This window comes from Propionivibrio pelophilus DSM 12018 (assembly GCF_059569095.1).
Map to the genome: position 1 here is coordinate 1 of NZ_JCANUT010000041.1, position 11,487 is coordinate 11,487.

Consider the following 11,487-nt stretch of genomic DNA (forward strand, 5'->3'; position numbering starts at 1 on the left):
GAACCTATTGAGTTTGTCAGCTTCGAAGACACTGAAGATCGTTTTGAACAAGACTGGATTGCACTGAAGGACAGCAAATGACCAAGCTCACCATCAAGACCGGGACGGAAGAAGATTTCTTCAAGCGTGGCCGTCAGTTGGCCAAGGCGGCGGATCGTGGCGAACAGCTACCTGATGAGCGCATTATCAGCTTTGAAGACCCGGCTGACGTGATGAAGCTCATTACGGCGGCTCGCCTGGCGCTGTTCCGGGCAGTGAAAGAAATGCCGGGATCGATTACGCAGATTTCCGAACGACTGCATCGAGACCGCAGCGCCGTGAAGCGCGACGTTGATGAGCTGGAGCGGGCGGGGCTAGTGACGATTGCCGATAAGGTACTGCCTGGACACGGACGCATGAAAGAAGTCCGGGCAACTGCCAATCGGTTCAGCCTACAGGCCGAGGTGGCTTAATCGGCGTGGACAGGAAATGAAAAAGGCCGCGCCGCGGCCTTTTTCATCAGTCTGGTCAACTTATTTTTTCTTGGTGGACCACATGGCCTGGATCGACTCTTGTCTCTGCCGCTCGCGGAGCGCTTCATCTTTTTTTTGTTGATCAGGATCCACAGCCGCTTTCGCTTGTCTTGCAGCACGCGCGGCCAGATAAGAATCTGTCTCAACAAATTCATTATTTTTAATCGCTGCTGCTGTTGCCAGCAGCCATTTTTTAATATTCTTTGGTCGACGTTTGTCTAAAACAGGCAAACCGACCACCCCTGCAGCTGCATCACTCAAAATTTGTTTTTGGGCAGCAGTTAAATTTCCAGTTTGCGCCACCTCATCCAAAAAGTTATCCACACCACCACCAGTAGTGGTTAGTGGTTTACCTTCCCCTTTCCCTTTCCCTTCCCCTTGGAAAGTAAGTGATTGATTTTTAATAAAATCACTCTCAGACAGGCCGCAGGCTGGATTCTTCAATACTGCCTCCCGCACCACCTCCTGTAAGGTCGGCGACTCGATTTGCATGTAATCGTCATAAAACTGACGTTTCCGCGCTGGGAGGGTAAAAGTGTTGTCCCTGAAAAACGAGGTGATAAATATTTCATTTGTCATTTTATCAACTTGAATTTCACCCCGCGTCTCCAAGTCGCGCAGCGCGCCAGCCAGCGCCGCCGCGTCAAGGCCGGCGTCCTCAGCCAACCCCGCGGGCCGGTAGGTCCCCGCGTGGGACTCACAGCCCACAATCAAAACTACCAAAACCATTTTCAGGTCAGGCACAAGATCCTTTATTGAAGGGCGGCGGAAAAAAACTCGGGACAGCATGCTAGACCTCTTCATACCACCCCCGCGAACAAATCGCCCTGCGCGGCCATCGCATCCCATTGTTTTTTCACGCGAATTTGCGCAGCACGCCGGCCGATCCTCGCCCGTTCCATGATGTCTTTAATGCCGTCGGCATCCTCGGCGCGGACCGCCCCAACATCATCCCCTGCCGCGGCGTCGCCTGCATCATGCAGCTCCAGATCGAACGCCCCGGCCATGCAAACAGCATCAACGGACCGCCAAACGCCGTTGATTTTTCTGATTTTTAGGGCAGCCGGAACAGCCCGCACAGGATCCAATCCTGCCAAAACAGCCTCGACAATGTGGTGCCGAATGTCATTTATGTCTATGCGAGCCGCATAGGCCCACACCGGCGCGACCGGCGCAAATCGCTCAATCTCTTTAATTATGCTTTCTGGATATCGGTTGAAGTGCATCACGGCCGCACCTCCTGCCGCCGCAGTTGCGATACTGTCACCCCGCGCCGCGCCGCCTCAGCCTTCTCCATGGCCGATGGTGCGCCACGCCGCAAGGCGGGCGCCGGTGGTGGAGGTGGTGAGACCGGCGCCGCGCCGCCTGGGAACGCCCCTTCACCCCCGAGGAAGTTAAATAAATCCGCGGCATTGACGTACAGCCGCGCGCCGATGCGCGCGATCGGCAGAGGCAGAGAACGACGAGAGTCAACGCGAGCGTTTTTAATGCTTTGCGGATGTAAACCCGCCAATTTGCAAGCTCGAGCGAGCGGCAAACGAAGCTGCCCACCACAAAAAACGGAAACGAATTCAACAAACTGGGATTGGTGTTGCATTTTTCATGCCCTTCCCCCGCCGCAACGGGAAAAAAGGCGTACCGGCAGCCCGGCTTTCAGGTCACGCAGTTGCCAAAAAATAGGGCGCGACGAGGACGCTTAAAGCGTCGAAAAATGCACAGCGCCAAAAAAACTAGCGCCGGGTCGGCACGAGACGTGCCAGATTTGAAACGGCTGGCTTTATGCATTTGCATCGGTAACACCAGCTACCGTGAATGCATAATATCACAATTCAAATGAATAAAAATACCCCGCGGCAATATCTTTAACCCAATTTTTCCGCTAACTTCTCAGCTTGAAGGTGTGTATATCGTTTCAGCATTTGAAGCGTTTTGTGCCCGGAAACCGCCGCCAGCTCCAAAACCGAAAAATCCCCACGCTCAGCCAAACGTGACAAAGCCTCATGCCGCAGATCATGCCACCTGAAATCGGCGACACCAGCGCGCGCGCAGGCGCGCTCCAGAGCGCGTTTAAGCGTCAAACGCTCGCACGGGAATACCCTCCCCTTCAAATCACGTGGAAGCGTCTCTAAAGCCGCTAGCGCACGACTGGAGAGCGGAACCGCGCGCGGTTCCGCCGTCTTTATCTTGTCTGGATCCAGCAACAGCGCCAACCGGCGCTGCTTGTCAATATGGCGCCATTCCAGCGACAGCATTTCACCCTGGCGCATGGCAGTCTCAACGGCGAACGTGACCGCCGCAGCCAGCCAAGGATTCCTGCTTTTTTTACATTCCTGCTCTACCTTCTCCCACTCAACAGCCGTTAGCCGCCGATCCCTCGCTTTGCTGTCCCGCGGTTTTCGTATCTTGTTGACCGGATTCCCGCGCGGCAGAGTGATGCCGCATTCAGCCTCGCCAAAGCCGAGAATCTTTGAAAGCATGTAAAGCTCTTTCCTGACGGAACTTTCAGAAACCACATTCAAACGATCATCACGAAACTTTGCGACAAGATTCTGATCGATTGCCGCCAACGCATAATCACCGAACCACGACTCAAGCCGCGCGCACTGAAAACGCCAGGTCTCGTTGCCATCCCGAACGCGGTAATGGTGCGGCGCAAACTCGGCTTTGAATCTACCAACGAGATCCGAGAACGTCATCCGTTCCGCGTCGGCCAACGAAGCAAAAACTCCCCTGTCCATCTTCGACTCGACATCACGAGCCCAAATCTCCGCTGCCGTCTTTGTTTGAAAAGACTTCGTCTCAGCTGGCCAGCCGTGACGCCTGACACGGGCTTGCCAGTACTTTCCGCGCTGTGTGATTGCAGCCATAAACACCCCCAGACATCAGAATATAAGAATTCTCTAACTGTCGCAAAATTGGCGCAAAACCAATTTTTATTATTCTGATATTAGCCGCAATCCGCGTCAATACTGGGTTTTGTATATTTAATTCACGCGCCTCCTAAGCGTGAGATACAGGTTCGATTCCTGTCGAGGAGGCCAGACGGCCCAGAAAGCAGCACACTGACGATGTGTAAACCCGCCGCGAGCGGGTTTTTTTGCGGAACACCACCGGCAAGCCCCAGCCCCTCAGCGCTCCCGCGTCACCAGCCAGATTCCGCCGCAGACGAGCAGCAGCGCCGCGACGTTCTTCCATTCGAGGATGCTCTCGCCGAGGAAGATCGCCGAGAGCACCGCGCCGAACACCGGGATCAGGAAATTGAACACGGCGACCAGCCCGACGCGGTTGTACTTGAGCAGCACGGTCCACAGAGAGAAGGCGGCCGAGGACAGCAGGACCATGTAGCCCATCAGCGCGGTGGATTGCAGGGTGAAGCCGGTCAGTGTGCCGCCGGTGGCGTACCCGAGCACGACGAGCGCCACCCCGCCGATGCTGAGCTGATAACCGGTCAGGACAACGGAGTCCATCGTCTGCGAGAGTTTCTTTCCGTAGATCGTCGCCGCCGAGAGGATGAACGCGGCCACCACCACGCAGCCCTCGCCGAGCAGCGTGAAGTTGAAGTCGAGCAGATCGGGGCTGAAATTAACCACCATCACGCCGACAAAACCGATCAGACAGCCGGCAATCTTGAGCGGACTGAGCCGGTCGTTGTGATAGATGAAATGCGCCAGCAGGACGCTGAAAAAGGTGCCCGTGGAGTTCATGATCGAACTCTTGACACCGGTCGTGTAGGCCAGCCCGATGTAGAAGAAGGTGTATTGCAGCGAAGTCTGCGTCAGCCCGAGCAGGCTGGTCGAGAACAAATTGCGGGCGTTCATCACGAAGATGTTGCGCCGCGTCGCCAGGGCGAAGATGAGCAGCAGCAGACCGGCGAAGGCGAAGCGGTAGCCGGCGAACACCATTTTCGAGGGAATGTCGTTGGCGGCGATGCCAAACATCGCGTAGCCGTTCTTGATCGCCGGATAGGCGCTCCCCCAGAGGAAGCAGCAAAACGAGGCGAGCAGGACAACAACGCGACGGTCGGAGAAAAAGGACTGTGGGTTCATGGTTCCGTGGTTCTTTTCATTTTTCCAGCGTCACCAGCCAGATGCCGGTGCACACGAGCAACAGGGCGGCGAGGTTTTTCCATTCCAGGAAGGTTTCTCCAAGGAAGATCGCCGAGAGGACCGCACCGAAGATCGGCACGAGAAAATTGAACACGCTGACCAGGCCGACCCGGTTGTACTTGAGCAGCACGCTCCAGAGCGTGTAGGCCACCGACGAGTTCAGCACGAGGTAGCCGAGGATCAGCGACGACGCGAGCGTCACCGGCGCGAGCTCGGCGCCGAGCGCGTAACCGATCGTCAACAGCACCGCACCGCCGAAGGTCAGCTGCCCGCCAGTCATCAGGCTCGAATCCATCGTCCGCGAAACGCGCTTGCCATACACCATGCCGGCTGCCATGAAAAAGGCGGAGAGGATCATGCTGCCCTCGCCGATCAGCGTGAAGCTGAAGTCGAGAAGACTCCGGTTGAAGTTCACCACCAGCACCCCGGCAAAGCCGATCAGGCAGCCGAAGCTCTTGACCCAGGTCAGGCGGTCGTTGTGGTAGATGAAATGCGCGAGCAGCACGCCGAAGAATGACACCGTGCCGTTGAGCACCGAGCTCTTGACGCCGGTGGTGTAGGCCAGCCCCAGGTAGAAGAAGACGAACATGACGGCCGTCTGCAACAGCCCCAGCGCCCCCACCTCCAGCCAGTTTCGCCGTGACAGCGCACCAAGGCTTTTACCCGAAACCATGGCGATGCCGAGCAGCAACACCCCGGCCAGGGCACAGCGCCAGCCGGCGAAAACCAGCCGGCCGGCCATGTCGCCCGGCTGGATGGCAAACAGCGCAAAACCGTTCTTGATCGCCGGATACGAACTGCCCCAGAGCAGGCAGCACAGCGTCGCCAGAAGCATGACGGCCTTGCGGTCGGAGAAGAACGGATGATGATCCAGCGCACGGCTCGTCATGCTCAAAGTTTCAAAAGGGTGAATGTCAAAAAAAAAAGGCGTATCGAGCCACGGGTTGGAAGCTCCTTGATACGCCGCAGAATGTTGAGTTCTGCTGAAGCGAATTATCCGGAATAAAACACTTCGATCAATTGCATTGATACAATAAAATCGATAATTTTTTCTTATTAACTTTTAACCGTCATGGATTTCCGCCAATTCCGCTATTTCGCCGTCGCCGCCGAAGAACTGCACTTTGCCCGGGCTGCGGAAAAACTGGGAATCGCCCAGCCGGCGCTGAGCCAGCAGATCAAATCCCTGGAAGAGCAACTCGGCGCGCAGCTGTTTCATCGCGCCAAACGCAGCGTCACGCTGACTGAAACCGGCACGGCCTTTCTCCACGAGGTACGCGAAACGCTGGCGCACGCGGGAAAGGCAGTGCGCACCGCGAGGGACACGGCACGCGGCGAAGCCGGACACATCGACATCGGGCTCGTCGGCTCGGTGATGTACGAGCCGCGCTTTCCGCGCCTGCTCACCGATTTCAGCAAGAATCGGCCCGGCGTGCGCATCTCGCTGCACGAAACGCCAATCCTTACGCAGATCGACGCGGTTCGCTCGCGACAGTTCGACATCGCCATCATCCGCGATCCGGTCCCGTTAAACACGCTGGAAGATGTCGACTATTTCACGCTATCCAGCCAGCGACTTGTCATCGCACTGCCGGAAGCCCATCGCCTGGCCGCCAGAGAGACGATCCCGCTGGCCGACTTGGCCAATGACGCGTTCCTCGCTTTTGCCGACCCGCCCGGCGTGGGGATGGGGCAAGCCCTGCTCGATCTGGGCCGTGCGGCGGGATTCGAGCCCCGCATCACCCAGAAGGTGTCCGAAATCGCCACGCTCGTCAGTCTTGTCGCGGCCGGTTTCGGCGTCAGCCTCGTCGCGGAAACAGTCCGCCACCTGCGTTTGCCGGGCGTCTGCTACCGCCCCATCGCCGGCATCGATACGCCGTCGAACCTGATCGTGGTGCACCGCCGCTTCGAACGTTCAGCGGCCGTGCGCGCCCTGCTCGACAGTATGCGCAACGCCAGCTAGCCGGATTTCATTTATCGAACACGACGCCCTTCTTGAGGATGAAGCAGCCGTACGGGCGGTTCTCGCTGTTCTGCACCACGGCAAAGCACTTGCGCGCGCGGGTATAGAAATGCAGCCGTTCGATTACTGCATGGCCGACGTCGCGCCCTTCGGCCTGGCGGCACACCTCCAGCACATCGGAATGCACCTCCAGCACGGCGCCCGGATTGTCGCTCGGGTCCATCCACGACAGCGGCGCGTCGACGAAATTATCCAGCGGCATCAGTTCGAGGATGCCGGCGATCGTTTCCGGCGCGTTCATCCCGCCGAGGGTGATCAACTTGCCGGTCGTCGTTTCGGCCGCGACCGAATGCGAGGGGAAGTTGCGGTCGACCACCACCAGTTCGTCGCCGTGCCCCATCGCGGCCAACACCCAGAGCAGTTCGGCGTCCATGAACGCCGGAATCCGTTTCAACATACGAGTCTCCCTTGTCGTGAATAATCGTCACGCCGACCACAGCGGCGGCTCCTGCATCAATGCAATCTGTTCGCACAATTCCAGAATCCGCTCTTCCCAATAGCGTGTGGTGTTGAACCACGGAAACGCCGCGGGAAAGGCGGGATCGTCCCAGCGTCGCGCAAGCCAGCCAGCATAGTGGATCAGCCGCAGCGTGCGCAAGGCTTCCACGAGGTGCAGTTCGCGCGTGTCGAAATCGTGGAAATCCTCATAGCCGGCGAGGACGTCGGCCAGTTGCCGGGACTGCTCCTCGCGCGGCCCCGACAACAGCATCCACAGATCCTGCACCGCCGGCCCCATGCGCGCATCGTCGAAATCGACGAACCACGGCCCGCTGCCTTGCCCTTCTTCAACCCACAGCACGTTCCCCACATGGCAGTCGCCATGCAGGCGCAGCCGCGCGACGTCGCCAGCTCGGTCATAGCAGCGGCGCACGCCGTCGAGCGCCTGATCGACAACGCCGAAATAGACGGCCGCCAGATCGTGCGGAAGAAACCGGCCATGCCGCAGATAGTCGCGCGGCTCCTCGCCGAAGCTGTGCACATTGATTTCGCCGCGTTCGCTGAACGCGCGGATTTCGCCGATGGCGTGGATGCGCCCGATGAAGCGCCCCATCCACTCCCGTGTCTCGCTGCGGTCGAATTCCGGCGCTCGCCCGCCCTGTCGGGGAAAGACTGCGAAGCGCAGGTCGCCGTGGTGATGCAATGTCTGCCCGTCGATCGACAGCGGCGCGACGACCGGCAACTCGCCTGCGGCCAACTCCGCCGAAAAGGCGTGTTCCTCCTGGATTGCCGCGTCCGACCAGCGCCCGGCGCGATAAAACTTCACCACCCGCGGCGACCCCTCTTCCATGTACACCTGATAGACGCGGTTTTCGTAGCTGTTCAGGGCCAGCAGCCGTCCGTCGGGCTGCAGGCCGACGCTCTCGACGGCATCAAGCAGGGAATCCGGGGTCAGCGTGGAAAACGGTGTCGCCGCGAGCGCATCGGCAAGCATGGGCATCTCCGCAAAAGGACCGTGACCGTGCAGGATACACCGCCGCCGCTGGTTCCCCGATGCCTGGCGCGCTAACATTCGGCGCTTGACACACAGAGACCTTCCCCCAATGAGCAGCAACTCGATCGAAATCCTCGAACAAGCCGGCGTCCGTTACCTCTACTTCAGCGCCGAATGGATCCAGGGCGCGATGCGCATCCAGCGCCCGAACGCCCTCGAACTGGCCTACACCCGCGAGATGATGGCCGGTCTGCTGCTGCGCGAGGCGCCGTGGCCGCGCGACGTCCTGCTGGTGGGTCTGGGCGCCGGGTCGCTCGCCAAGTTCATCTACCACAAGCTGCCGCACGCGCGCATCACGGTCGTCGAAATCGACCCGCAGGTCGAGGTCGTCGCGCGCCTGCACTTCAAGCTGCCCGACGATCCGTTGCGGCTGCGCGTGGTCATCGGCGACGGTGCTCGTTTTCTCTTGCAGGATGGCGGGCAGTACGACTACATCCTCGTAGACGGCTTCGACAAGAACGGCAAGGCCGGCGTGCTCGATACCGAACCGTTCTATCAGGCCTCCCGGGCCAGGCTGAGCGACCGGGGTTTGTTCTGCGTCAATCTACTCGGTCGCAGCCGCGGCTTTGCCGCAAGCAAGAACCGCATTGCCTGCGCCTTCGACGATCAGGCTTTCGTCTTTCCCTCCTGCGACAGCGGCAACGCCATCGCTTTCGCCCGCGGCGGAGAGCCAGTGGACACCACGATCGACGAGTTGCTGGCGCGCGCCGACGCGCTGCGCAAGGAAACCGGCCTGAACCTCACGCCGACGGTGCACCGCCTGCGCGACGAAGGCTGCCTGCTAAAGAACCGGCTGGTTTTTTAGGGGAGTGCTGATTTATTGGAGATTCGCCATTCCGGCGAAGGCCGGAATGGCGGGTATTTCAGCGTTTCCCCTGCTGCGCCATATTCAGCACGTGGGCGGCCATGGCCTGCACCACCGCATCGGACTCGCCGACCGGCGCCGACAGCTCGAAGGTCACGTCGGGGTGCGCTTCGTGCAGCGCCGCCAGTTCCTCTGGAATATCGCGCATCAAATGGCCGCCACGGGCGATGAACAGCGGCACCACGAGAATGCGCTTGTAGCCTTCCGCCATCAGTTTTTCCGCGCACTCGCCGAGATTCGGCGGCATGAGTTCCATGAACGCCAGTTCGACACGCAATTCGGGCGCCTGTGCCACGACGGCATCGCTCACGCGACGCAAGGGCAACGCCCACGCAGGTTCGCGCGCACCATGCGCGATCAGGATAAATGCGGTATCAGCCATTCTGGATTCCTTCAAGAGACAAGAAAGCGGCTGGATCACTCCGCCGCACCGCCCGGACAACACCCGCCGCCGGGCTCCGAAAAAGCGACGATTCTAGCGCAAACGGGATTGCCTATTGGTCTGGCCAGCCTTTAGAATTGATCCAGTTTCCGCGAATCGCTTTCAGGACGTGGAGCCGCCGCCAAAGGGCTCCCGACTATCCCCCACGACGTTTGCCCGAGCGCGGAAAACTGGCCGGAAAACGCCCGGAACAACCCCGCAGCCGCGACGGCGCAACGAACCAGGAGCCACAATGGACAACGCAACAGATCGCGAATCGGTCCCGGAACCACAGAACCCGATCGGGATGGACGGCATCGAGTACATCGAGTTTGCCACCTCCAAGCCGCAGGCCCTCGGCGGCGTACTCGAACGCCTCGGTTTCCGGCTGGTGGCCCGGCACCGCTCGCGGGAAATCGAACTGTACCGCCAAGGGTCGATGAACCTCGTCGTCAATTCCCACCCAGCGGACATCCCGCGCACCGTCAACCCGGATGAACGCCCGGTCATCAGCGCGATGGCCATCCGCGTGCGCGACGCTGCTGCCGCCTTCCGCCGCGCGCTCGATCTCGGCGGCTGGGAAATCCCGGTCCACGCCCGCGCCATCGAACTGAACATTCCGGCCATCCACGGCGTGGGCGAGAGCCTGATCTACTTCGTTGACCGCTACGACGAATTCTCCATCTTCGACATCGACTTCCGCGTCATTCCCGGCGCCGACCCCAATCCGCCAGCGATCCACGACATGCACTACTTCGGCCTCGTGCAGTACGTCGGAGTCGACCGGACGCTGGACTGGGCGGAGTTCTACGGGCAGATTCTGGGTTTCCGGCCGCTCCCCGACACCACGCGTTTCGGCATCATGCCCAAGGGCCTCCTGCTGCAAAGCCCGTGTGGAAAATTCTATCTGCAGCTCATCGAGCCTGATGGCGCTGCGCAGTTCGCGCCGATGGAAGAGCATTTCCAGCGTATCGGCCTCGGCACACCGGATGTGGTCGGCACGGCACGGGAACTGGAGAAGCGGGGCATCGAGTTCCTTTCGACCGACAAGGTTCATACCTCCGAACGCGGCGCCCTGACGGCCTCCATGCTCGGCGGCGTGATGTTCGAGCTGGTCCATACTGACGACGGGAAGTGACGCCGTGCCGATGAATTTCAACGATTTCGGGATCGACAGCGCTTCCATGGCCGGATCGCTGGAAACCCGCCTGGCGGCCGCGCGCCAGTCCGGTTTCACCCACGCCATGATCTCGGCGACGGACATCGTCGGGCACCCGGTCAGCACCGAAGCCGCCGTCCAGACCATCCGCAACAGCGGCCTGCGGGTCACCGGCCTCGAAGCGCTGCGCGATTTCGAGGGCCTCGACGGCAAGCTGCACGACTACAAGGTCGATGTCGCCAAGTCGATGCTGCAGTTGTGCAGCCGCATCGGCAGCCGCGTACTGCTTACCGAGGCCTCGTCATCGGTTCACGCCGACATCGACCCGGACAAGATCGCCCGCGACCTGCGCAAGCTCGCCGTTCTGGCGCTGCCGATGGGTATCCGCATCGCCTTCAAGGGACTATCCTGGAGCCGCACCGTCCGCGATTTTTCCGCCGCGGCCGAGATCATCTCACTGGCAAACTGCCCGAACCTCGGCCTGGCGATGGATGCCTTCGACGTCATTGCCGCGGGTGTTCCGCTCGACGACCTCGACCTGGTCTTTCCCGACCAGATCTTCCTCGTGCAACTCTCCGACTTCATGATTCAAGAGATTCGCTCGACCGAAGAACAGGCGTCAACCGCCGCGCACTTCCGCGTTTTTCCCGGCGAAGGCGCCCACAGCGAATCGATCGCCAGGTTCATCGTCAAGCTGGAAGAAATGGGCTACCTCGGCGACTACAGCTTCGACGTCTACAACACCGACTACCTCCAGATGCCCGCCGAAACCATTGCCGACCGCGCCCGTCATTCCGCCGAGTGGCTCGGCGAAACGGTCCTGCGACGCACGCTGCCGGTGCCGAACGTGGAACGCCTGCGCACCGCCAAACTTCACCTGCCGGGCTGACCCCCACGAGCCGAATTCGG

General features: G+C 60.1%; 13 protein-coding genes. 5 read left to right on the forward strand and 8 right to left on the reverse strand.

Going from position 1 to position 11,487, the window contains the following annotated elements; genetic code table 11:
• Positions 1–77: 77 nt before the first annotated feature.
• Positions 78–452, forward strand: coding sequence for an HVO_A0114 family putative DNA-binding protein (locus BO74_RS14995; protein WP_496443188.1), 375 nt, complete (start codon positions 78–80; stop codon positions 450–452).
• A gap of 60 nt (positions 453–512) precedes the next feature.
• Here the strand turns inward: BO74_RS14995 and BO74_RS15000 are convergent, their stop codons facing one another.
• From BO74_RS15000 to BO74_RS15020, 5 genes are all read right to left on the reverse strand, one after another.
• Positions 513–1,301 (reverse strand): hypothetical protein, encoded by a 789-nt coding sequence (locus tag BO74_RS15000; RefSeq protein ID WP_496443189.1) that lies wholly within the window; start codon positions 1,299–1,301, stop codon positions 513–515.
• A gap of 11 nt (positions 1,302–1,312) precedes the next feature.
• The gene (locus BO74_RS15005; RefSeq protein WP_496443190.1) at positions 1,313–1,741 is read right to left on the reverse strand and encodes a hypothetical protein; all 429 of its coding nucleotides are present in this window, start codon (positions 1,739–1,741) and stop codon (positions 1,313–1,315) included.
• Positions 1,742–2,374: 633 nt separating this feature from the next.
• The gene (locus BO74_RS15010) at positions 2,375–3,379 is read right to left on the reverse strand and encodes a site-specific integrase (protein WP_496443191.1); all 1,005 of its coding nucleotides are present in this window, start codon (positions 3,377–3,379) and stop codon (positions 2,375–2,377) included.
• Between the two features lie 261 nt (positions 3,380–3,640).
• Positions 3,641–4,558 carry a DMT family transporter gene (locus BO74_RS15015; protein WP_496443192.1) on the reverse strand — a complete coding sequence of 306 codons (918 nt, stop codon included), beginning with the start codon at positions 4,556–4,558 and terminating at the stop codon, positions 3,641–3,643.
• A 16-nt stretch (positions 4,559–4,574) separates the two neighbouring features.
• Positions 4,575–5,507, reverse strand: a complete 933-nt coding sequence (locus tag BO74_RS15020; RefSeq protein ID WP_496443193.1) for a DMT family transporter — start codon at positions 5,505–5,507, stop codon at positions 4,575–4,577.
• Positions 5,508–5,690: 183 nt separating this feature from the next.
• Here BO74_RS15020 and BO74_RS15025 point away from each other — a divergent pair, with 183 nt between their 5' ends.
• Positions 5,691–6,581 (forward strand): LysR substrate-binding domain-containing protein, encoded by an 891-nt coding sequence (locus BO74_RS15025; protein WP_496443194.1) that lies wholly within the window; start codon positions 5,691–5,693, stop codon positions 6,579–6,581.
• A gap of 7 nt (positions 6,582–6,588) precedes the next feature.
• On the opposite strand, the gene BO74_RS15030 is transcribed toward BO74_RS15025, so the two are convergent.
• Both BO74_RS15030 and BO74_RS15035 read right to left on the reverse strand, forming a co-directional pair.
• Positions 6,589–7,038: an RbsD/FucU family protein gene (locus BO74_RS15030; protein WP_496443195.1), complete on the reverse strand. Its 450-nt coding sequence runs from the start codon at positions 7,036–7,038 to the stop codon at positions 6,589–6,591.
• A 27-nt stretch (positions 7,039–7,065) separates the two neighbouring features.
• Complete coding sequence (locus BO74_RS15035; protein WP_496443196.1) at positions 7,066–8,073, reverse strand: serine/threonine protein kinase; 1,008 nt, start codon at positions 8,071–8,073, stop codon at positions 7,066–7,068.
• A gap of 109 nt (positions 8,074–8,182) precedes the next feature.
• On the opposite strand from BO74_RS15035, the gene BO74_RS15040 reads away from it, so the two are divergent.
• Positions 8,183–8,938: a fused MFS/spermidine synthase gene (locus BO74_RS15040; protein ID WP_496443197.1), complete on the forward strand. Its 756-nt coding sequence runs from the start codon at positions 8,183–8,185 to the stop codon at positions 8,936–8,938.
• Positions 8,939–8,996: 58 nt separating this feature from the next.
• Here BO74_RS15040 and BO74_RS15045 read toward each other — a convergent pair whose 3' ends face one another.
• A complete protein-coding gene (locus BO74_RS15045) occupies positions 8,997–9,380 on the reverse strand; it encodes a sirohydrochlorin chelatase (protein WP_496443198.1) in 384 nt (127 codons plus the stop codon).
• A 292-nt stretch (positions 9,381–9,672) separates the two neighbouring features.
• On the opposite strand from BO74_RS15045, the gene BO74_RS15050 reads away from it, so the two are divergent.
• Together BO74_RS15050 and BO74_RS15055 are read left to right on the forward strand one after the other, a co-directional pair.
• Positions 9,673–10,557: a VOC family protein gene (locus BO74_RS15050; RefSeq protein ID WP_496443199.1), complete on the forward strand. Its 885-nt coding sequence runs from the start codon at positions 9,673–9,675 to the stop codon at positions 10,555–10,557.
• A 10-nt stretch (positions 10,558–10,567) separates the two neighbouring features.
• Complete coding sequence (locus tag BO74_RS15055; RefSeq protein ID WP_496443200.1) at positions 10,568–11,467, forward strand: sugar phosphate isomerase/epimerase family protein; 900 nt, start codon at positions 10,568–10,570, stop codon at positions 11,465–11,467.
• Positions 11,468–11,487 lie beyond the last annotated feature (20 nt).

Bases quoted from the DNA above. Each gene is read 5' to 3' on its own strand.
- BO74_RS14995 (WP_496443188.1), top strand. From the start codon at position 78: ATGACCAAGCTCACCATCAAGACCGGGACGGAAGAAGATTTCTTCAAG.
- BO74_RS15000 (WP_496443189.1), bottom strand. From the start codon at position 1,301: ATGCTGTCCCGAGTTTTTTTCCGCCGCCCTTCAATAAAGGATCTTGTG.
- BO74_RS15010 (WP_496443191.1), bottom strand. From the start codon at position 3,379: ATGGCTGCAATCACACAGCGCGGAAAGTACTGGCAAGCCCGTGTCAGG.
- BO74_RS15015 (WP_496443192.1), bottom strand. From the start codon at position 4,558: ATGAACCCACAGTCCTTTTTCTCCGACCGTCGCGTTGTTGTCCTGCTC.
- BO74_RS15020 (WP_496443193.1), bottom strand. From the start codon at position 5,507: ATGACGAGCCGTGCGCTGGATCATCATCCGTTCTTCTCCGACCGCAAG.
- BO74_RS15025 (WP_496443194.1), top strand. From the start codon at position 5,691: ATGGATTTCCGCCAATTCCGCTATTTCGCCGTCGCCGCCGAAGAACTG.
- BO74_RS15030 (WP_496443195.1), bottom strand. From the start codon at position 7,038: ATGTTGAAACGGATTCCGGCGTTCATGGACGCCGAACTGCTCTGGGTG.
- BO74_RS15035 (WP_496443196.1), bottom strand. From the start codon at position 8,073: ATGCTTGCCGATGCGCTCGCGGCGACACCGTTTTCCACGCTGACCCCG.
- BO74_RS15040 (WP_496443197.1), top strand. From the start codon at position 8,183: ATGAGCAGCAACTCGATCGAAATCCTCGAACAAGCCGGCGTCCGTTAC.
- BO74_RS15045 (WP_496443198.1), bottom strand. From the start codon at position 9,380: ATGGCTGATACCGCATTTATCCTGATCGCGCATGGTGCGCGCGAACCT.
- BO74_RS15050 (WP_496443199.1), top strand. From the start codon at position 9,673: ATGGACAACGCAACAGATCGCGAATCGGTCCCGGAACCACAGAACCCG.
- BO74_RS15055 (WP_496443200.1), top strand. From the start codon at position 10,568: ATGAATTTCAACGATTTCGGGATCGACAGCGCTTCCATGGCCGGATCG.